The 22,300-nt window shown below is 42.4% G+C and carries 11 protein-coding genes and 1 pseudogene; 8 read left to right on the plus strand and 4 right to left on the minus strand.

Translation table 11 applies throughout. The annotated features are described in order from the left end of the window. Nucleotides 1–877: 877 nt before the first annotated feature. Both ABEG20_RS05020 and ABEG20_RS05025 read right to left on the minus strand, forming a co-directional pair. Nucleotides 878–2,863, minus strand: a complete 1,986-nt coding sequence (locus tag ABEG20_RS05020; RefSeq protein ID WP_406826290.1) for an ATP-binding protein — start codon at nucleotides 2,861–2,863, stop codon at nucleotides 878–880. Between the two features lie 236 nt (nucleotides 2,864–3,099). Then, the gene (locus ABEG20_RS05025; protein ID WP_406826291.1) at nucleotides 3,100–3,282 is read right to left on the minus strand and encodes a hypothetical protein; all 183 of its coding nucleotides are present in this window, start codon (nucleotides 3,280–3,282) and stop codon (nucleotides 3,100–3,102) included. A 293-nt stretch (nucleotides 3,283–3,575) separates the two neighbouring features. On the opposite strand from ABEG20_RS05025, the pseudogene ABEG20_RS05030 reads away from it, so the two are divergent. From ABEG20_RS05030 to ABEG20_RS05040, 3 genes and pseudogenes are all read left to right on the plus strand, one after another. Beyond that, nucleotides 3,576–3,821 (plus strand): annotated as a pseudogene (locus ABEG20_RS05030) (DUF3072 domain-containing protein). A 115-nt stretch (nucleotides 3,822–3,936) separates the two neighbouring features. Next, nucleotides 3,937–5,466, plus strand: coding sequence for a DEAD/DEAH box helicase (locus tag ABEG20_RS05035; protein ID WP_406826292.1), 1,530 nt, complete (start codon nucleotides 3,937–3,939; stop codon nucleotides 5,464–5,466). Nucleotides 5,467–5,493: 27 nt separating this feature from the next. Next, a complete protein-coding gene (locus tag ABEG20_RS05040) occupies nucleotides 5,494–5,922 on the plus strand; it encodes a hypothetical protein (protein ID WP_406826293.1) in 429 nt (142 codons plus the stop codon). A gap of 459 nt (nucleotides 5,923–6,381) precedes the next feature. Here ABEG20_RS05040 and ABEG20_RS05045 read toward each other — a convergent pair whose 3' ends face one another. Continuing rightward, complete coding sequence (locus ABEG20_RS05045; protein ID WP_406826294.1) at nucleotides 6,382–7,656, minus strand: PepSY-associated TM helix domain-containing protein; 1,275 nt, start codon at nucleotides 7,654–7,656, stop codon at nucleotides 6,382–6,384. Between the two features lie 28 nt (nucleotides 7,657–7,684). Further along, complete coding sequence (locus tag ABEG20_RS05050; protein WP_406826295.1) at nucleotides 7,685–10,174, minus strand: TonB-dependent siderophore receptor; 2,490 nt, start codon at nucleotides 10,172–10,174, stop codon at nucleotides 7,685–7,687. A 436-nt stretch (nucleotides 10,175–10,610) separates the two neighbouring features. Between ABEG20_RS05050 and ABEG20_RS05055 the strand changes: the two genes are divergently transcribed. The 5 genes from ABEG20_RS05055 (at nucleotide 10,611) to ABEG20_RS05075 (ending at nucleotide 22,256) form a co-directional block, all read left to right on the plus strand. Further along, on the plus strand, nucleotides 10,611–12,785 hold the full coding sequence (locus tag ABEG20_RS05055; RefSeq protein WP_406826296.1) for an alpha-galactosidase: 2,175 nt from the start codon (nucleotides 10,611–10,613) through the stop codon (nucleotides 12,783–12,785). A 4-nt stretch (nucleotides 12,786–12,789) separates the two neighbouring features. Continuing rightward, nucleotides 12,790–14,781 carry a glycoside hydrolase family 97 protein gene (locus tag ABEG20_RS05060; protein WP_406826297.1) on the plus strand — a complete coding sequence of 664 codons (1,992 nt, stop codon included), beginning with the start codon at nucleotides 12,790–12,792 and terminating at the stop codon, nucleotides 14,779–14,781. An 11-nt stretch (nucleotides 14,782–14,792) separates the two neighbouring features. Beyond that, nucleotides 14,793–16,583 carry a glycoside hydrolase family 2 protein gene (locus ABEG20_RS05065; RefSeq protein WP_406826298.1) on the plus strand — a complete coding sequence of 597 codons (1,791 nt, stop codon included), beginning with the start codon at nucleotides 14,793–14,795 and terminating at the stop codon, nucleotides 16,581–16,583. Between the two features lie 5 nt (nucleotides 16,584–16,588). Next, a complete protein-coding gene (locus tag ABEG20_RS05070; protein ID WP_406826299.1) occupies nucleotides 16,589–17,770 on the plus strand; it encodes a glycoside hydrolase family 88 protein in 1,182 nt (393 codons plus the stop codon). Nucleotides 17,771–18,104: 334 nt separating this feature from the next. Next, a complete protein-coding gene (locus tag ABEG20_RS05075) occupies nucleotides 18,105–22,256 on the plus strand; it encodes a response regulator (RefSeq protein ID WP_406826300.1) in 4,152 nt (1,383 codons plus the stop codon). Nucleotides 22,257–22,300: the final 44 nt, after the last annotated feature.

A 22,300-nucleotide genomic window follows, 5' to 3' on the forward strand; every position in this document is an offset into this window, starting at 1 on the left:
TTGAGTATATAGAGCTTGATTTTTTGGTTCGAGCTCCGTTATGGAGCTGATCGTTGTAAAGGATGCATAAAATAGGCGCTTTGCCTATCCTTCGGATATTCGTAAATGGGTTCGTGTGCTGGTTACCAAATACAAGGACTAAAACGCCTAGGCTTTTTTTGGAGAGGTTCAATACAGCACTTGCTGCATTTGGGCAACGATTCCCCAGACTAACTAGGATCAGAAATTCAAAGATGACCTGACCAACGATTACTCTTTTTTTCATCAAGGATCGAAGATTCAAAGCTGAAATACGGTGATACCATCCGTTTTCTCAATAACGAGTATGTTAACAAAGAGAAATTGTCCAGTTTTCTTCAATTGGAGGATCACAGGAAAATACTGGCTAATATGGTCGAGCGGTACAATGAGTTCAATTTGTCTGAAGAGCTAATCAAAGATATTCATCGAGATCTTATGGGAAGTGACTTGTCATGGAATGGCGATTACTATCCACATCAAGTTTTTTATTATTTTGATTACAAGTGTCGCCTGAAGAACGGTAAAACTCCGGAATCCGACGCTGCAAATTATCATTTTTTTAACTCAATGAATAACAAAAGCACATTTCAGTAATGATTTTACCGCCAACAGTTGACCTGTGTATATTTTAATATCAACTGCCCCCTCACCCGATAGATTGCTGATTGAGTGTTTGATAATCGTAGCCTGAAATGAAGCATAAATTGAATTATCGAAATGCATTCGAACTACGTGCCCTTCCGACGATTTGGATAGGTTAAAGGCTGTTCTGAAAGATGAAAACGATACCCTGGTTCTTGTATAAACACTCAGCTAACTAAAACAATTTATTCAGATCAGCTTAAAGCCTTAAAGGCTAAAAAGCAGCACCAGGCAGCTCTATGGAGAACGTTGTACCCTTATCAGGAATACTGGTTACCGCTATTTCTCCACCGTGTAATGTGATGATCTCCTTGCACAGGTAAAGTCCGATACCAAATCCCGCAATTGAACCGACGGTAGCATGTTTCACGCGATAATAACGCTCAAATATCTTTTCCTGGTCTTCCGGCGTAATACCGATTCCCTCGTCAGAAACGGTAATCCTTATCCGATGGTCTTCAAGTTCGTAACATGCTATTTGAATGGAACCTCCCATACGCGAATATTTAACTGCATTACCGATTAAGTTGTGAAGCACCTGCAAAATCTTTTCCCGATCGGCAAACAGGCTTATGTTTGCTGGTACTGGTTTAAAAGAGATATGATGGGTATGAATAGTGGAAACTGTTTCTTCTTCCACGTCCTTGATCAGCAAGTTTAAATCAAACTCGGTTTTTTCGATATGCATCCTACCTGAATCCAGTCTGGAAACATTCAGAAATCCATTGATCATGGAGTTCATGGTCTGCACCTGCCGAAGTGATTTATCAAGCATGTTCTGTTGAGCAATATCCTCTTTCATGATCGCCGTGCGCTGCATTAGCTGAAGATAAACCTGAAGCGAAGTAATCGGTGTTTTGAGTTCATGGCTCACCATACTCATGAAATCATCTTTCCGCTGCTCCTCCTTTTTCTGCTCAGTAATGTCCCTTAAGGTGCCATTCAGACTTTGGGCTTTTCCATTTAAATCATACAACACTTTTCCCATGGCCTGAAGTAATCTTGGGCTATCACTCAAACCATTGCTGATGCTATACTCTATTGCATAATGGCCATTCGATTCTTCGCTAAGGGCGTGTGCAATCGCCGATTCTACTCTTTCACGGTCTTCCGGAACAATGGCATTGAGTGCCACAGTCAGCTCAATCAGATCATCTGACGATAAGCCAAACCAGGATTTTAATAGTGCATTGCCTGAGAATAAGTTAGTTGCCGGTTCATAGTAAAATGTAGCAAGTTCGCCGGCATCAATGGCCAATGCCAACATATGTTGATCTTTTTCATTTTTCTTTCTTTCAATAACCTGGGCTGTAATATCTTCTAAAATCACCAGCACCCCTGTTACCTCACCAGTGCCTGAAAATATCGGTTGGTAAATGGAATTGACAATAGCCTCACGAAGGCCACCATTATCGAATAATTTTACCGAAAACTCATTATTTATTTTAGACTCACCGGTAACAAACACTTGCTCCAGCCAATCATTCACCGGCTGACCCTTAAGTTCCTGGCGCGCCTGTAGGTGTGGCAAACCGACCACATCGGCTTCATTGCGGCCCCAAATGTTGAGAATAGCCGGGTTTGCAATTTCTATAATGTGCTCGGGTCCCTGGAGCATAGCAATGCCTACGGGTGCCTGTTCAATGATGGTGCGAATGTGTTCACGGCTTTCTGCCAAAAGTTTAAGGGAATGATTCAACTCTTCATTGGTAGAAGTCAGTTCCTCCAACGTTGCAGCCATTTCTTCATTAAGTGCCTGCTCTTTCTCTTCCTTCTGCTTTATTCTGATTAAGAAATCTCTTCTGGCAGTCACTTCGAGGGCGGTATTTAAAATGCACCAGGTTTGTCCGGATGCATCCAGCAGCGCCCTGTATTCGTAATCAAAATAATCGGTTACCTCAATGCCATTTTTAATCAAGCTGGCCGGTGCATCAGATACCGAAAAGGTTTTTCCTGTTTCCCAAACCTGTTGTAGTAAAGACAGAAACGGCTGACCTTCAAGTTCGGGAATAGCTTCCATTAGCGGTTTCCCAATCACTGAAGCATCTTTTCCCCATAATTCGAGCATACCTTTGTTGGCAAACTGAATGACCATATTTTTGCCTGCATAAATTGCGGTAGGCGCAGGGGAGCTTGCAAGTGCATTGTTGATTTGTGTTGAATCAAATATTTCGGGAGCAGAAAAGTCACGCTTGTCCATAGCTTTCAAATATACGATTAACCCGACAAAAAAGTTTTAGTAATACAGCTAAAAGCAGAAACACAGATCACATATTTTTCCATGGGCAGGACTAATAAAAAATGTTGCCAAAGGGGTTTATTACGTTGAAGAGCCATGTAGGCGTTTCGTCGGTGAAGCTATCTGATCCCTTTGCTATCCTTTACAGTTAGATCTTGGCTTAAATACCAATTTGCGCATTCAGGTACATTTTTAGGCTACTCTGAACGTAATATGATCGGGTTGTCTCCTGGCTTAGGGATATCATCTTCATGATTATGCTCGTCCAATGCTATGGCGGCTTCCAATTCTGCCGAAATTTTAATAAACCTAGGGTTAGTTCTGAGAAACACGATAAGCGCACTCAAATCATCTTTACTGGCATCTATTTGTACTTTCATACCGGTACTTTTACAAAATGCAGGCCAAAGCGGTGAACTTTCCAAAAAAAAACCGCACTTCGGTTGCAACTGCATAAAGAAGCATTCATAGAAGCTGATGTGATTATTCTTTTAAGAATGTTAGGGGACATTTCGTGGTTACGTCAATACGTAACTGATCAATACAGGTTAATAAGTAGTGACGCAATAAGATAAATCCTTTTTTCCAGTTCACAAAAACAAACATTGGCTTATTTAAGGTGCTTACTGAGCGGATTAAAAATGAGATCATGACGAATAACGAATAAAATAAAATGTCTGAAAGTGAACAAGGTTCAAACGAATCTCCGAAAGGGATAGTGGGCGACAATACCATTAAGAACCCAGATGACTGGACTACGGGAGATGAACCCATAACAGGCGTACAGGCTTCTTATCTAAAAACCCTTTAAGATGAAGCCGGTGAGGAATTTAATGAAAACCTGACAAAACCTGAAGCATCGAAGCATATAGATCAGCTTCAGCACAAAACCGGGCGCAGTTTAAATACCAATAAATAACTTTAGCATGAGGCTTTGCAACATTGCTTACAGCAATCGGGCCGGGGTTTTGGTTTCATCGGACTAAAGGTTTGCGGTCTTAAAACTTTCAGCCAGTTTCGTTGGTTGTAACACCATGCAGATTTTATCCCCTACGGCTGCGCAGGAGTCAGCGAAAAAATTATATCCCTATCAGCAGTATGCGATAGAAACCCTGTTCGAAAAAATGCAGGCCGGCAGTGAGCAGCTGCGTTTGCTCTTCCAGTTGCCTACGGGCGGGGGTAAAACGGTTATCTTTTCTGAAATTGCCAATCGTTTTATAAAGCAATTTGGAGAAAAAGTCATCGTGCTCACACACAGGCAAGAGTTATGCAAACAAACTTCGTTTGCCATGAAAAATGCCGGTGTTTTTAATAAAGTGGTAGACAGGAAAGTTAAACGGATACCTAAAAAAGATTATTACCACTGCTATGTAGCCATGGTGGAAACCCTGAAACACAGAATAGATGATGGTCTGATCGATACTAACGGGGTAGGCCTCGTCATTGTAGATGAGGCCCATCACAATTCCTTCCATAAACTGCTTAAAAAATTTCCGTTTGCCAGGATAATAGGGGTTACAGCCACACCCTTTTCGGCAGATGCAGCGCTGCCGATGAAGAGTTTTTATACTGAGCTGGTGCTTGGAGAGCAGGTCAACTCACTGATCGAAAAGGGTTTTCTGGCAAAACCAAAGAGTTTTGCTTATGAGGTAGAACTCAACACGCTGAACAGGGGCATACATGGCGATTATACGGTGAGCAGCTCAGACGAGCTATATTCGTCGAAAGTAATGCTCGATCTTTTGGTTCATGCCTACAAGGAACATGCCATAGGGAAAAAGACGTTGATTTTCAATAACGGCATATTTACCTCCCGAAAGGTATTGGAAGTTTTTGAGCAGGCAGGTTATCCCATCCGACATCTGGATAACCATACAGAAAATGCCGAAAGGATTGAAATATTAAAATGGTTTAAAAAAACAAAGGGTGCGATATTAACATCAGTATCGATATTAACTACCGGTTTTGATGAACCGTCTGTGCAGTCGGTTATCCTCAACCGTGCCACTACCTCACTTACACTTTATCACCAGATGATCGGCAGGGGAGCAAGGCGTTTGTCTGGTAAAAAGACTTTTAATATTATAGACCTGGGCAATAACGCAGAAAGGTTTGGAGAATGGGATACTCCGGTGGATTGGCAGCATGTATTCGAAAACCCTGAAATCTATCACCAGATCCTGGCAAAGGCCAGCGAGGATATCCATCAGATGCCTGCCGAAATGAGAAACAGCTTTCCCAATAGCACGGAGATCGCATTCGATGTGCTTGCCGCTTACCAAACAGCCATGGATAAAGGGGAAAAAGCAAAAACAGTGCTCCGCGATTCTATCAGGCAACATGCCATGATGTGCATTGACAATGCTGATACGGTGAGTAACGCATTAGCATTGGTAACTGAACTTGATAAGGAAATCGACTGGAGGATAAAACAATACGCTAAATGCCTGGGTTCTGTAACCAAAAACTATATTAAGTGGTTGGGAAGCGACTACAGGAGCCGTTTGCATGGCCTGATCGAAAAAATAATGTCGAGACGGGCGGCAATGCGCACAGCGGTTTAGTCTGTACATGATAAAATGTTTTAAACGATGAAAATCATCATTACTTTTTTAATTTTGAGTCTACCTGGCCTAACATTTGGCCAAACAGGCAAATTATTTAAGGGCACTATCAATCATAAAATAAAAATCGCCTTTTATCTCGAAGGATTAAATGAAGGAACAAACGCCGATCCCATTATCGGAAGTTATCAGTATGACAAGGGTAAGGGATACATTTTGTTGAACGGACATAAAAATAATGATGGTGATATCAGTTTGATTGAATGGTCATCCGTAAATTTCACGGGAACTTTTTTGGGTACATTTAAAAAAAATAAAATCACTGGAAGATGGATCAGTGCAAATCAAAAAGAAGATTACCCTTTTGACTTAACTGAAGTTGTTGCAGATCACGCACAGTTAAATGATTTTAAAAAAGCAATATCAATTAAAGCCTCAGAATTTAGAAATTATTAATGGTTTCATTTTTTGTTATTCAATTTTGAGTTGCATTGCCTTGGCTCAGTGAGGGAAACTTTTGTCATTGTAAACATTTGAAAAGCTTTTCAGCTCCGCTTATGGGGCAAATGGAACGGCTGGATTTGGTTACCTATTCTTTACCTGTTGTTTACCTTTTCTTGGTACCAGGCTTACTCCAGGGATACCCTATGGTTACCTGTTCTTTACCTATCCTTTACCTATTCATTACCTAAAAGGTAAACAATGTGTTTTATTATGGTAAATATTTACTGTATGCCCTGTCATGTTCACCTGGGGCAGGCTGCTTCAATATAGCTGCTTGTTGGTCTCGGCACCGCTATTTGACAGGCAGCACTTTGGCTCAATATCTTTTATAATTGGCTCCACATGGGCAAATTCGTTCATTCAGATTTTGAAAATGGAAGCCCCGGCTTTTTACGTCCGGGGCTTCCATTTTTATATTTTCACGAGTAATTTTTCCGCTGGTTCCGCACGGATAGCGTTGGGCTGCTTCGCCAAAACTTTACCCGGTTTCTTTTTCTTAAATTTTCTTCCATACCATACCAGAAATCCGGTAATCGGTAAGCTGGCACCAATAAGTGAAGCCAAAAAGGCGAGTACCTTACCAGGAAAGCCTAAAATACTACCTACGTGAATATCGTAATTCATCTTCCGCAATTTCTCCCCAAAAGAAGCTTGCGCATACGCTACTGAATAGGCATCTTGCCGCTTTAGTTCCTTTAAGCTATGCTGGTCAAACGTGTAGCCCTGGCTATTGTAAAACTGCCCTTTATTTGGATATACCGTAATGTTAATGGCGGCCTTTGCATCTGCCGTATCCGCAAAACTATAATAAAAGCCCATTGATTTAGGGTGGCGCGTGATGACCTGGTTCCAGGCCATATCCATCGCTTTTTCCGGTGCGTAACCTTTTCCTTTTAGTGTGGAATCTGAATCCAGGCGTTTGTATTCTGCCAGCTTATCGCCACCCGATGTAACCCAATATACACCCTCACTATACCATTTAATACCATATACCATTCCGGTAAGGGCTATTGCCAGCAGGAACAATAAAGCATAAAAGCCCAGTACGTTGTGCAGGTCGAGATTTACCCGTTTAAAAGAGGCACCCCATTTAATCTTAAAACTCTTATCACGCGTGGATTGATTCCATTTCTTCGGGTACCACCAGATCAGCCCGGTAATCAGTAAAACAACAAAAATAAGCGTACCATAATTCACAATGGCTCTTCCTATTTTAGCCGGCATCCAGAGAAAGCGGTGTCCGTTTAAAATAAATCTGAAGAAATCCGATTCGCCAGGTTTATGCACTTCGGTACTAATCACTTCGCCCGTATAAGGGTTTACTTTCAGGATGGCATTGCCCGTACGGCGATCTTTCGGACCAGCATTGGCGGCCCTCAAATTTAAGTTAATGGCCCTTCCTTGCTGGTAATTGGCGTACGACGGTACTTTTTCAGGGTAAAGTTTTGATGCAATCTGCATCAGTTCAGAGGGTTTAACCACGGGCTTATCCTGCCAGGTTACTTTTGTTTCCGGTTCCAGCAGCCCGGTAATTTCTTCATTAAATACCCAGATACAACCGGTGAGGCACACGATGAGTACAATGACGCCGGATATCAAACCCAGCCACAAGTGCAGCCAATTGTTGATGCGCTTTAAAAGCGTGTCTTTTTGCTTTTTCTTTCCTTGATTTCGGGTCTTGGTCATGGTGCCTGTTTTATTGATCGGAAATAGATTATTTAAACCGGTAAGTAATGCTCAATCTTGCATTGCGTGGAACCTCATAAATATAGGTGTAGTACGAAACAGATGTTGCCGTTTCTGTAGCCAGTTTGGTATATGATCCCTGCGTCAGCAGCCTGCGGTCCAACAGGTTATTTACTAACGCGGCAATCGTTATTTTACCTTTTTCGTATGAAACGCCTGCATCAAAACGATAATAGGCTGGTAACATTAATGGAACCGAAGTAGATCCGGCATAACGATCCAATTGGATCTGGTAGCCTGCACTCAATCCAAAACCGTTCAGTAAGGCGCCTTGCTTCTGGTAGCGGTAAGACAACCAGCCATTGGTAATGTGTTTCGCCGAGTTAGGCGTATGCTTGCCTACCAGTTCCGGTTTAGCATCTTCACTTACCGTGGCATCCGTTAGCGCATAGTTTAACACAACGTTTAATCCAGGGGTAATTTCGCCATTGATATCCAGTTCAATACCTTTGGAGATGATACCACCCAATTGGATCTGGGCATTTGGATTCAGCGCAAGGTGTGCCGGATCCAGGTCGGCAGTTAATACATTCTTCTTTTTGATGCGGAAGGCAGCAGCAGTGACGTTCCATTTGCCATCGAAGAAATCTTTTTTAAGACCCAGTTCGATATTATTGCCACGGATCGGCTTGAAAGGGTTCCCAGCATAATCCTGGCCGGCAACAGGCAGGAAGCTCTGGTCGTAAAGGGTATAGGCACTAAAATCTTTTGCCAGGGTTACGCTCAAGCCGGCCCTTGGGCTAAACACATTATCAGATAGTTGCGTCAGGTTTGTTTTTCCCACGGTTACGGCATGTGTAAATCGGCCGGCCAGGGTTAAACGAACACGTCCATCCAGCATGCGAAGCTCATCCTGCAGGTAGGCGCCGGTGTAGGTCAGGTTGGTGGCATATACATTTGATCCCGAACGGTTCTGAATGCTGCGCGAACGATCGAAGATTGGAATACTCGAGATAGGAAGGCCGTAAACAGGGTTATAAATATTAAACGGCGCATCATTTGCCAATGGAATATCGGACTTTGTTACACTCGAAAAATCGCCCCAGGTTTTCAGGTTGCCCATATCAAGTCCGGCCAAAATACGGTGTACAACAGGTCCTGTAGTCAGGTCGCCCATCAGGCTTACCTGGATATTTTTATTAATGGCCAGTTCTTCACTGATGTTCAGGTAGCGGCGCATATCGCCATTGGCTGCTATTTTAGATGGCCACGGTGTACCGCCATCTAAACCATAACGCAGATAGGCTGCCTGGCCGTTAATTTTCCAATTATTATTTAAACGGTGGGTTATATAAACAGTGGCATTGTGGTCATAAAGTTTTGCAGGATCAAGCGCCGGATCGCCCAGAAAGAAACTAGGGTCTGTATCACCAAATCCTTTTGGCGAAAAACCGTAAGAACCTAATGCCTGCGCTTCCACATGCTGCGTAGTATATTCAGCAGTGATCAAGGTATTGCTATCTACCTGGTAGCTAACCACGGGAGCAATAATGTATTTATCAGTGTAGTTGTATTTGTTGTAACTATCTTTGGTTTGTGCGGCCACATTCAGGCGGAACAGTAAACGGCCATCGCGGCTTAACTTACCGTCTAAATCGGCAGCTACACGTCCGAGGTTGTAACCTCCGCCAGCCACGCTTACCGAACTGCGGTTTTGACCGGTAGGCTTCTTGGTTACCACATTATAAATACCACCGGGTTCGCCGTTAGCCATCATAAAGCCGGAGGGACCTTTTACAAATTCGATGCGATCGATAGTTGCAGCGTCATCAGCTAATGGCCCCCATGGCATTTTTTGGTTCATACCATTCCGGAAAGCCGGAATGCTGGTGCCGCGCATAAAAATATTGGCGTATTGTGCATCCCAATGGCCTACCCGTAAGGTACCGCTCACATTTCTGGTTACACCATCAACAATATCAAATACCTGTTGGTCTGCCAGTATTTTGCTGGTGACTACCTGGATATTCTGTGGTACCTCGATCAAGGGGGATTGTAAGCGCAGTGAAGGGGATACTTTATCGACTTTATATCTTTTTTTGTTTGTACTGATTTGTACCTCGTCTAATTCAGAACGGTTTTCTTTCAAAGAGAAATCAGCAATCACGGTACCACGAGATGAAATCTGTATTTGCTTTTCTTTTGGATAAAGGCCAACTGCCGAAACCACTAGTGTATAATTACCTACCGGCACACGCCTGATCTGGTAAAATCCATCTTCGTCAGTAACCGAGCCATAACGGGTGCCTTTCAACACCACGCTTACACCCGCCGCTACACTACCATCGGCAGTAGTAATTCTTCCTCTCACTACACCGGTTTGCTCATCATTTCGGTATTGAACGAGACTATCAGTAGGATTAACATCACTTCCTGCCAGTGGATTACCATAACTGGCCTGAGCTGCAAATATTCCAGTGCAGCATACACCTAAGCGTAAAATTGTCTTAAATTGCATTTACTTTTAATTAGACATTAAAGGGATCCGGGTTTAAATCGGGTAATGCTACATGGAGTTCGGATCCGCTGCAGCATTTTTTTTGCAAAGGTATCTTTATTAAGAATAAATCCAAATAGATTTTTGAATTTGAACCTAAATCGCTTTAGCCATTTTATAATAGCTACCGTCTATTACCTACCATACGTATAGAGTCTCATCAGATTGATGTTAGCTACGTTTACCAAATTCTTCAGTTTGGCCTGTTCACTTCGAAGAATCATCTTAAAATTTAATTTACCAATAGTTGATTAGCTTCCTTAAGAATACAGATGTATGTAAGAAACCCTGGCCTTAAAAAAGATTCATGATGCTTAATTTGTACAAAACTGAACCATTTCCGTACAAAACTGAACCCCACCTTAAGCACAAGTCGCTAGTTTTGGAATCTCCAAATATGACAGTTATAAATGATGAGATCTTCAGGCGGGGTTTTCCGCAGCGTTTCGTTAATCTTCGATCGCAGGTGATACTGGTGCCAGTTTTTGCAAAGATTAAAAGCAATTTAACGGTAGGACTTTGTATTTTTTTACTGTTGCTTTCGCTTTTGGTGGGTTGTTTTCCTTGCGCTGCCCAGGATGCTTGCTACAGTCGCCTGGATCAAGATACCCTGACGATAGGCAATCAATTTATCGAGCGCAAGTTTATATGGAACAAGGGAAATGTAATTACCTATAGCCTAAGTGATAAGAAAGGCGGAAAAGTTTGGTTTAACAAGCTGAGAAACCCCGATTTTTACATTCAAGCTGGCGCCGGAACTCAGAATGGAAAGTATGAAGTATTAGTAAAGAAAGACGATGGCATTCACATCGCGGCACAAGAAACCATTGTTTCTTTTTCTACAGACGCGCTTGATGTAAAGCGGGTTTACCGGATCAATGCGCAAAGCGCTTCAATCGCCTGCGAAACCTATCTGAAAGGCCATCTATCGGGTATATCTGGAGGACAACAGTCCAATGCCGCCGATCTGAAAAACATTGAAATTGCTGATGATATGAAGGTAAACAGTTCTACTGCAGCTTTAGATCAGTTAAAGCTGGACGGTTTCCATTGGCAGGTTAAAGCGGTCGAATTTTTTGACATAACCGACTGGAACAACAACCTGGTACTGGAAAATAAGTTTATTCCCTATAGAAAAAAAGGTTACCGGGGCAACCTGCTTTTTGTACACAACCAGGAAAAAGAGGCCGGCTTTTTTTTCTTAAAGGAAGCGCCAGCTTCCAGTGTACAGCTGGCCTATGGCGGTCAGGATTTTACGACTGAGTTTGGGCATTTTGCGGTAAACGGATTGGGGCTAAGCGCCAAAGATATCCGTGCAGATGAGTGGAGCAAAGCTTATACAGTGGTATTGGGCGTTTATAGTGGAAAAGAGTTTAATCAGTTACAAGCATTACGTGGCTATCAGAAAACCATCCGTAAAAATGAGCCGGGGCGGGACGAAATGGTAATGATGAATACCTGGGGCGATCGGAGCCAGGATGCCAAGGTGAATGAACGGTTTAGCCTTTTGGAATTGGAAGCTGCATCCAAACTTGGCATTACCCATTTTCAGATTGATGATGGATGGCAGCAGGGTAAAAGTCCAAATTCTGCCCTGGCCAAAGGATCGTTTACAAACATTTGGAGTAACCCAAATTATTGGAAACCCGATACGGTAAAATATCCTAACGGACTCGGTCCGATTGTAAAAAGAGGTAAAGCTTTGGGTATTGAAATTTGCCTGTGGTTTAATCCCAGTATTCAGCATGATTATGCAGACTGGGAGAAAGATGCTTCAGCAATGGCCGAATTGTATCGGATGTACGGAATCAGGACATTTAAAATTGACGGGCTCTCCATTCCCAACAAACAATCGGAAATTAATCTAACCAAAATGTTTAATCAGGTGTTGAGCGAAACAGAAAATCAGGCTGTTTTCAATCTCGATGCTACTGCGGGCCGCAGGGGCGGTTATCATCTTTTTAACGAATACGGCAATATTTTTTTGGAGAACCGTTATACCGACTGGCAAAACTACTATCCTTACTGGACACTCCGCAACTTATGGCAACTTTCTAAATATGTACCACCAGAGAAGTTGCAGATCGAATTTTTAAACAAATGGAGAAATGCAGATAAGTATGGCAGCGATCCATTCGCGCCATCCAGCTATACTTTCGAATATATTTTTGCCATTACCATGGCGGCCCAGCCACTGGCCTGGTTTGAAGGCACGGGTTTGCCTAAAGAAGCCCTGCAACTGGGGGAATCGGTTGCGAAATATAAAAAGGTGCAGCACGATTTTCATCAGGGAACCATTTTACCGATTGGTGAGGAACCTTCGGGCAAATCATGGACAGGTTTTCAATCGATTCATAAAGACAGGGGCTATTTTATCGTGTTCAGGGAAAATACACCTGATGGAACGGGCATACTGGAAACCTGGTTACCCGAAAAAGTTAAAATACAATTAAAACCGCTACTTGGACGGGGGAGGGCGATGATTCAAACCACTGGTAGAAAAGGTGCCTTGAAAGTCGCTTTGCCGGCTATAAATGATTTCGTGATGTACAGCTATACCATTTTAAAATAAACCAATGAAAAACATATTAAACCTTTTCCTTTTAACGTTTCTCAGCATCCCCGCAATCGCTCAAAAGAGGCTTAGTCTGAATTCTCCCGACGGGCGATTGCAGGTGGATGTAAGCATTGCCGATAGTATTCGCTTTCAGCTGGCAAATGATGGGGAAAGGGTGCTGAATTCTGGTGCGATAGCGATGAAACTAGGGAATGGAAAAACCTTTGGGATCAAATCTCATTTGAAACAAAGCAAAACCATTAGGATTATACAAAATATTCCTGCTCATTTTTACAAAAGAAACCATATAAACGATGAATATGCCGAATTGATACTTGAATTCAGGGAAGATTTTAAGCTCATTTTTCGAATCTATAATGAAGGCATGGCTTACCGCTTTGTATCTGTGGCTAAACAGGATTTTATTGTGAATGAAGAGCTCGCTTCTTTCCATTTTGCAAAAGATTACAAGGCTTACATTCCCTACGTAAAAACCAAAGCGAAAACCATTGAAGGCCAATATTTCAATTCGTTTGAAAATACCTACACTTATGGCCCTTTAACTAAAATGGATAAGCAGAAGCTTGCATTTTCTCCTTTGGTGGTAGAATTGGATAAGGGTAAAAAAGTATGTCTGGCCGAAGCTGATTTGCAAAGCTATCCAGGGATGTTTCTGTTTAATCCTGCCGGAAGAACTAGTCTGCAAGCCAGCTTTGCTGGCTATCCAAAAGCTACCGGTCAGGGCGGACATAACCAGTTGCAGCAAATCGTTACCTCGCGCCAGCCTTATCTTGCTAAAAGTAAGGCAAAAACAAAATTTCCCTGGCGTATCGCCATTGTAAGCACCAGCGATAAAGCCCTGGCAGATAATGATATGGTTTACAAATTAGCCGAGCCCAACCGGTTAAAGGATATTTCATGGATAAAACCAGGCAAAGTAGCCTGGGAATGGTGGAATAACTGGGGACTGAGCAAGGTAGATTTTGTTTCTGGCGTGAATACGGAAACCTATAAAGCTTACATAGACTTTGCCGCTCAAAATAAAATTGAATATGTGATCCTGGATGAGGGCTGGGCGGTAAACCTTAAGGCAAGTTTGTTTGAGGTTGTGCCGGAAATTAATCTGAAAGAACTGGTCGCTTATGGCAGATCCAAAAATGTAGATATTATTCTTTGGGCAGGGTATTATGCCTTTGCGCGCGATCTGGAGCGGGCTTGTAAGCATTATTCCCAGCTGGGCATAAAAGGTTTTAAAATCGATTTCATGGACCGCGATGATCAGGAAATGGTTGATTTTCATTACCGGGCGGCAGAAACGGCCGCAAAATATAAGTTGATGGTTGATTTTCATGGAACGTATAAACCCACTGGGCTAAACCGGACTTTTCCGAATGTAATTAACTATGAAGCTGTAAATGGTCTGGAGCAGATGAAATGGACCGGGCCGGAGATGGATATGGTTACCTATGATGTAACGATGCCCTTTATCAGGATGATTGCCGGCCCGGTAGATTACACGCAGGGTGCCATGCGTAATGCTACTAAAAGTAGCCATAGGGGAATAAATGATGAACCCATGAGTCAGGGAACCCGATGCAGGCAACTGGCAGAATATGTGGTTTTTGAATCGCCCTTAAATATGCTTTGTGATAGCCCTGACAATTATGCGAAGGAGCAGGAATGTACCGATTTCATCCGCGCTATCCCTACGGTTTGGGACCGTACCATTGTACTTAATGGTGAGATCGGGCAATACATTACCACTGTCCGCCAAAAGGGCGACACCTGGTACCTGGGCGCTTTAACCAATTGGGAGGCACGCAAACTTGATCTTGACCTCAGCTTTCTCGGTAGCGGGGATTATGCTGCAGAGATTTATCAGGATGGTATTAATGCCAATAAAATCGCTGCCGACTACAAAAAGCAGCGGATAGAAATCCCTTCCGATCGAAAATTATCCATTCAAATGGCTCCGGGTGGTGGTTTTGCAATGAAGATTTTTAAAAAATAAAGACCGTTTTTATGACACCCACCAGAACCATTTTTAATTTACTTTTACTATTGCCCTGTTTTTTGTCGAAGCTTTCGGCGCAGGAAACCCTGGTTAACGTATACGGCAGAACAACACAAACCCTTAACGGGAAATGGGAAGCAATTATAGACCAGTACGATCAGGGAAGGAAAAACAAAATTTACCTCAATAAAAAACCAGCCGGAAAGACAGATTTTTATGAATATGCCTTTGATGGTGGTTTAAAACTGAATGTGCCTTCAGACTGGAACAGCCAATTGCCCGAACTCAAATACTATGAAGGCACGGTTTGGTATGCCAGGCATTTTGATGCACCCAAAATACATCAGGAACGGTTATTTATTTACTTTGCTGCGGTAAGTTATCGTTGTAAGGTTTATCTGAACGGAAAGGAAATTGCCCAACATGAAGGTGGTTTCACACCTTTTCAGGTGGAGATCACAGATCTGGTGAAACAATCAGACAACTTTTTAGCACTGGAGGTAAACAATACCCGCACTGCTGATGCGATTCCTGCGAAATCATTCGATTGGTGGAACTATGGTGGTATTACACGCGATGTGATGCTGGTATCAACGCCAAAAATATTTATTCAGGATTATTTTATTCAATTAGATAAAAATCATCCGGGTCAGATTAATGCCAAGGTTAAAGTTGTTGATAAACAAAAAAATGTAGCGGTAACAGTTGAGATTCCTGAACTGAATATCAAACAAAAGCTGGTTACCGATCAATACGGGACTGCTAACGTGTCAATCACTGATGTAAAAAAAATACAGCGCTGGTCGCCGGCATCACCCAAACTGTACCAGGTGTTGGTATCTACCAAAGAAGATCAGGTAGCAGAATGGATTGGTTTTAGAAACCTGGCGGTAAAAGGAACACAGATATACCTGAATGAGAAGCCGATCTTTCTAAAATCAATCAGTTTTCATGAGGAAATTCCACAACGTAAAGGTAGAGCTTTCTCTCAGGCAGATGCCGTGATGCTTTTGTCTGAAGCGAAAGCTTTGGGCTGCAATATGATCCGTTTGGCACATTATCCTCAAAATGAATATACCATACGTGCAGCTGAAAAAATGGGTTTTTTGTTGTGGGAGGAGACACCAATCTGGCAAGGGATTGATTTTGAAAACCAGGAAACCAAAAAGAAAGCCGGAAAGATGATCAGCGAAATGGTGATGCGGGATAAAAACCGATGCGCCATCTCTTTCTGGGGTATGGCCAATGAAACCCAGCCGTCTGCTGCGCGGAATGAATTCCTGAAATACCTGATTAAATGCACGAAAGATATCGATAGCACCCGTTTGATAACGGCAGCATTTGATCTGGTTCGATTTAATGCAGATAAACAACGCTTTGTAATGGACGACCCATTTATTAACGAATTAGATGTGGTGGCCATCAATAAATATATGGGCTGGTACCATCCCTGGCCGGTTGCGCCAAAAAAAGCGATTTGGGAAGTGGCCAGCAATAAACCTCTGATTATTTCAGAATTTGGTGCTGAGGCACTGTACGGTAAAACCGGTGATGCGGATGTCGCAAGTTCATGGAGCGAAGACTACCAGGCCCGGCTTTATCAGGATAACCTGGAAATGTTTAAAAATATTCCAAATCTCAATGGAATATCGCCCTGGGTATTGTTTGATTTCCGGTCGCCGTTTCGCTTTCACCCCACTTATCAGGATGGCTGGAACAGAAAAGGACTGGTTTCTGATCAGGGGTTTCGTAAAAAAGCCTGGTATGTTGTTGCAGATTATTATAAAAACATCAAATAAAATTTATGAGGAGCTATTTTTTAGCGCTGTTGTTAACAGGGTTGTTATGGAACAACCTTGCACATGCGCAAAATTTGAAAACCATTGTTGATCAAGCCCTGGCTTTTGCTGAACAGCAAAGCCTGTTAATGGCCAGGAAATATGAGCATCAACCAGGCGTATTACCGCGTTCGTTTGAAGCGGGGGAAGGCACCATATCTGATTCACGCTGGTGGTGTAGCGGATTTTTTCCGGGGTCGCTATGGTATGTTTATGAGCATAGCAAAAATCCGGAACTTTTAACGTTCGCCAAATTGTATACGGCCAGGGTAGAACGTGAAAAATTCACTACCGATAACCACGATGTCGGTTTTATGCTGTACTGCAGTTTTGGCAATGGCTTACGTTTAACCGGCGATACAGCTTATCGGTCTGTTTTGCTCAGGGGCGCACAATCGCTGGCTACACGCTATGATCCTGGAGTTGGTCTCATCAGGTCGTGGGACCATAATAAGACCATTTGGCAATATCCGGTCATTATCGATAATATCATGAATCTGGAATTGTTGTTGTGGGCCAGCAAGCAATCAGCAAATGAGCAACTGAAAAAAATGGCAATTTCGCACGCTGATAAAACCATGGCGCATCATTTTAGGATCGATTTCAGCTCTTACCATGTCGTTTCATATAACCGGCAGACTGGTCTTCCGCATAAAAAGCAAACCCATCAGGGTTATGCTGATGATTCTGCATGGAGTCGTGGACAGGCCTGGGGCCTTTACGGTTATACTTATCTCTATCGTGAAACCAGAGAAAAACGCTATCTGGATCAGGCCATGCATATCGCTGATTTTCTGATCAACCATCCTAAAATGCCCAAAGATTTTATTCCTTACTGGGATTATGATGTTCTGGTGCGGGCTGATACGCCGAGAGATGCTTCAGCTGCCTGCGTTATGGCTTCTGCATTAACCGAATTGAGTGATTTTGTAAATGCCGACACTAGAAAGAAATATATGGAAGTGGTAGAAAAGCAAATCCGGACACTGGCTTCTGATGAGTACACGGCAAAGTTGGGCGAGAACGGAAATTTTATCCTGATGCATAGCACGGGAGCATTTCCCTTTAAATCAGAAGTAAATGTCCCCTTAACCTATGCAGATTATTATTATGTGGAGGCGCTGAGTCGTTTGAAGAAAAGATTGTAGGATATTATAAATTATCGAGTGGGAATATTGAGGGATAGTTTATGGCATAAATATCAACCGGGATGACGGATCAATTTTAAGGAATAATATCCCTGAGAGATCGTCATTCCCAACTTGATTGGGAATCTTAATGCAAACGTCTTAAGATTCCCGCATGCGCGAGAATGACGTCAGCACTAGCGGATCTCTCGATGTTAGTTGTAGCTAAGCTCAACGTAACAAATCCGAAAGGAATTGCAATTTATGATATACACAGCTAACCATGGCGATCATAACACTTATTTTAGCTGCATCCCTTCGCTATTGATATCAGTCAGCTAAAAATGGAAAGAAATTGATAGATGGGAAATTTAAACAATCATTAGAAAACCAAAAAGAATACCTGCGTATGCATTTTGATCTTAAGGATATCCGGAAAATCTTCTGTTTGCTGCTTTTTTTTTCAGCCTTTTTGCTGAAAAGTGCTGTTGCAATTGATATTTCCAGGTATCGTTTCCATGTCATGCCCGAAACATCGTATTACAGTGGTATTCAGAGCATCACTAAGGATAGTTTAGGGCGCATGTGGTATACTGGTCCGGATGCTGTTTTTATGTATGACGGAAACAGTTTTTATCAGCTAAATGACCTGGCCTCGAAGAGCAATCCAAAGGTAAAATGGGCTTACGGTTCTTTAGTGACCGATAAAAAGGGCGGATTATTTTTGGGCACTAATCATGGTTTATTGAAGTTTAACTATGGACAATTTAATTTTGAACTGGTTCTCCCTGGAAAAATCCGCTCTGTATGTCTCCATAATGATGGCCATTTATACATGCTCTCCGGCGACAGTTTATATATATCTGGCCGGGAGAAAAAGGTTTTTAAGAAAATCAAACTTCCTACCAACAGGTATTTTGACAGTGTGATCAGCCTGAAAGGAAATATTTATCTCTCTCAGGAGAATTTACTTTACAGGTTCGATACCAGAACGGCGCACTTTTCAGTTTTTACCAATCTGGGTCAAACCTCCTTTGTGGTGAACGATGCTGTGGCCTATGGGGGCGACTATTATTTTCTTACCCAGCGGGGTGGTATTTTCGTGACCGACGCCAAAGGTGTAATCAAAAAAAACATTCCGGTTACAGGACCGGGTTTCCAGACCACGATGGCCAAAAAAATCTTTATCGATCAGGTGGGAATCATGTGGGTAGCCACACAAGCCGGATTGCTGCTCTATGATCCGCAAACGCAGATCAGCAAGCTCCTCAAAATGAACCCGAACGATGCTTTTTCATTACCCAATAATTCCATTTGGACCATTTATGGCGATCCTGATCAGGGAGCATGGATTGGCACTTATGGTGGCAAAATTGCTTATTGTTCACTTTATGATGCTTATGTCCGCTATTTCACCACCAGCCCGGGCGGGCTCAACCATCCCATTGTAAGTGGTTTCCAGGAAGACGATATGGGCAATGTCTGGATTGCTACAGAGGGCGGTGGACTCAACTATTGGAACCGGAAGGATGACAGCTTCTGCCATTTTACTAAGGCCGAAGCCAATTCCATCAACTCCAACATGGTGAAGCGCTTAAAATTTGATTCCGATCGGAAAAAACTGTTTATTTCTTCCTTTAACGGAGGCATTTCTGCCTATGAAATAGCGACAAAGCGTTTTACCAACCTCAACATCCTGTTGCCCGGCAGCCGGCAGCCTCTAACCGTGTATGATTTTGTACGCGATGGCGGGGGGACCTGGTGGATGACCGATCCTGATAAAAACTTTCTCCACCGCAAGCGGAACCCGGCAGCAGAAACCGAAATGGTTAAACTGATTGCTGCAAACGGACAGGCGCTTGATGTAGAAATTGAATCCATTTCGCTTGATCAGCAGCAGCATCTTCGGCTGGTTACTCATCAGGGGCTGTATATTGCAGACCCGCAAACACTTAAAGTATTAAGTCACTATGTAATCAAGGATGGTCCTTACGCGGTTAATCACCTGGGTTGCTACTATGAAGCATTAAATGGAGACCTCTGGCTCGGTACTTCGGGAAGAGGTGTAAATCTTTTAAAGAAAGACGGACGCTACCTGAACTTTAACAGTAGCAATGGTTTTCCTCCTAAAATCGTTTTTGGTATTCTGGAAGACGATATTTCCGGAAATATCTGGTTTAGCACCAACAATGGGCTGTACTTCTTTGATCAGAAGGCCCAAAAATTCGAGAGAGCCAGATTTTATAAAGCAAACAGTTGTGGTTCTTTTTATTTAAGGTCGGCCTATAAAACTAAAAAAGGAGAGCTACTGTTTGGGGGGACCAATGGTTTTGTACTTTTTGATCCGCAATACCTCAATAAAAATATTCAAAAACCGAAGGTATTTTTTACGAACTTATTAATTAACAACCAACTGGTAAGCAATGTAACGCAAGATTCACCTTTAAGCAAAGATATTTCCACATTAAGCAATCATGATGGGGGGAAGATCAAACTTTCCAGTCGCCAGTCGAATATCGAAATCCGTTTTTCGTCAAATAGCTATTTATCGGCAGATAAAAATCAGTTTTCTTATCGCATGCTTGGCTTAAACGATAAATGGATGAAAATGAATCCTAATCAACACGCTGTACAGTTCTTTAATTTACCAGGTGGCGATTATGTTTTTGAGATCAGGGCCTCCAACAATGACGGGCTTTGGAGCGACGAAATTTCAAGGCTTTACTTTCACGTTAATCCACCATTTTTCCTCTCCTGGTGGGCTTACTCCATTTATACTTTAATTGTACTGGGGCTTTTGTTTTTTATCATGCGGTATTATACCAATAAAAAAGTTTTTAAAGAACGACTGGCCTTAGAAGCACTCAAAGAACAGAATATGCGTGATCTGAACCAGGCGAGGACAGATTTTTTTACCAATATTTCCCACGATCTTAAAACTCCGCTTACCCTGGTGCTTGAACCACTGAAGCAGTTAAAAGAAACTGTTCAGAAAAATGACCATGCGGCGGGCTATATGCAGTTAATTGAGAAAAATGTGGCGCGCATCCAGCGTTCAATTAGTCAGTTACTCCGTTTCCGGGAGATAGAAAGCCAGAAAATAACCCTCAATCCGCAGCTTGGCGATTTCATCAGTTTTGTGCATGATGTTTTTGGGCTTTTTGAACTTTATGCAAACAAAAAAGAAATAGAAACCAATTTTACTGCGCATGCAGACCATTTGTTTGTGGCTTTCGATTATGATATTATTGAAAAAATCCTGACCAATCTTTTCTCCAATGCCTTAAAGTACACCCCTAATAAAGGCTATGTAGGCGTAAGGATTTATCAATCTACAGCCGGGGAACAATCGAGGTTAGCTATTGAGCCGGATCTCGCTGAAAGGGAATACATTTCTGTTGAAGTGTTAAATACCAGTATAGGTTTTTCGGAAGAGCAGATTGCCACACTATTTACCTCCTTTAACCGCTTATCATCTTATCGCCCTACTTTTGAAGAAAGTTCGGGTCTTGGTCTTGCCATTGTAAAGGAACTGGTTGACGCCATTGGGGGAAAAATCTGGATGGTAAATAAAACCAATAAAGTTTCATTTACGATGATGCTCCCGCTTAGAAAAGAAGCAGGTTCTGGCGATATGCAATCGAACGTGTACGATTATACCATCTCCGAAATTGATGAAATCCTTCTGGAAGCCGAAGAACCGGAGCTAGCACCAAAAAATACCAGGAAATCGACCAGCATTTTACTAATCGACGACGATCCTAACCTGCGGAACTACCTGGAGCGACGCTTGTCTGAAAAGTACAATGTCTATCTGGCCAGCGATGGTCAGGAGGGTATTATTAAAGCTGAAAAAATATATCCGCAACTGATTATTACCGACTTGATGATGCCCAACACCAATGGGTTTGAGGTATGTAACCACTTGCGGCAGAACTTTAAAACCAGCCACATTCCCATCATCATGATTTCGGGTATGGGTGATGTAAACCAGAATAAAACCAAAGCGCTGGAACATGGTGCAACCGTTTTTATTGATAAGCCTTTTGAAGTGGAATACCTGATACAGCAGATAGATACCATTTTAAAAAACCAGCAGGAAATGAGGGAAATGTACAGCAAGCGGCTGGTGGTAGATCCTGCTAAGGTAACCATTACTTCGATGGATGAGGAATTGCTGGTTAAGGCGATGAAGTTTATTGAGCAGCATATGGCCAATCCCAATTACTCGGTAGACGATTTTGTGTCTGACATGAATACGGGAAGAACCATTCTGTACCAGAAGATCAATGATATTGTGGGTATGTCTATCAAAGAATTTATTCTAAATATCCGGCTTAAAAGAAGTGCTTACTTATTGGAACATGCAGATTTAACAGTGGCAGAGGTGGCTTATCAAACCGGATTTAATAACGCCAAATATTTTAGTGTATGCTTTAAGAAACAATTTGAAACGAGCCCGTCTGAATATAAAAAACGCTTTAATACAGAGAATGACCACGTTTAAGAAGTATTGACGAGCATGTAGACAATTACACCATTAAAGCACTC

Source organism: Pedobacter sp. KACC 23697 (assembly GCF_045348445.1).
Taxonomy (GTDB): Bacteria; Bacteroidota; Bacteroidia; order Sphingobacteriales; family Sphingobacteriaceae; genus Pedobacter.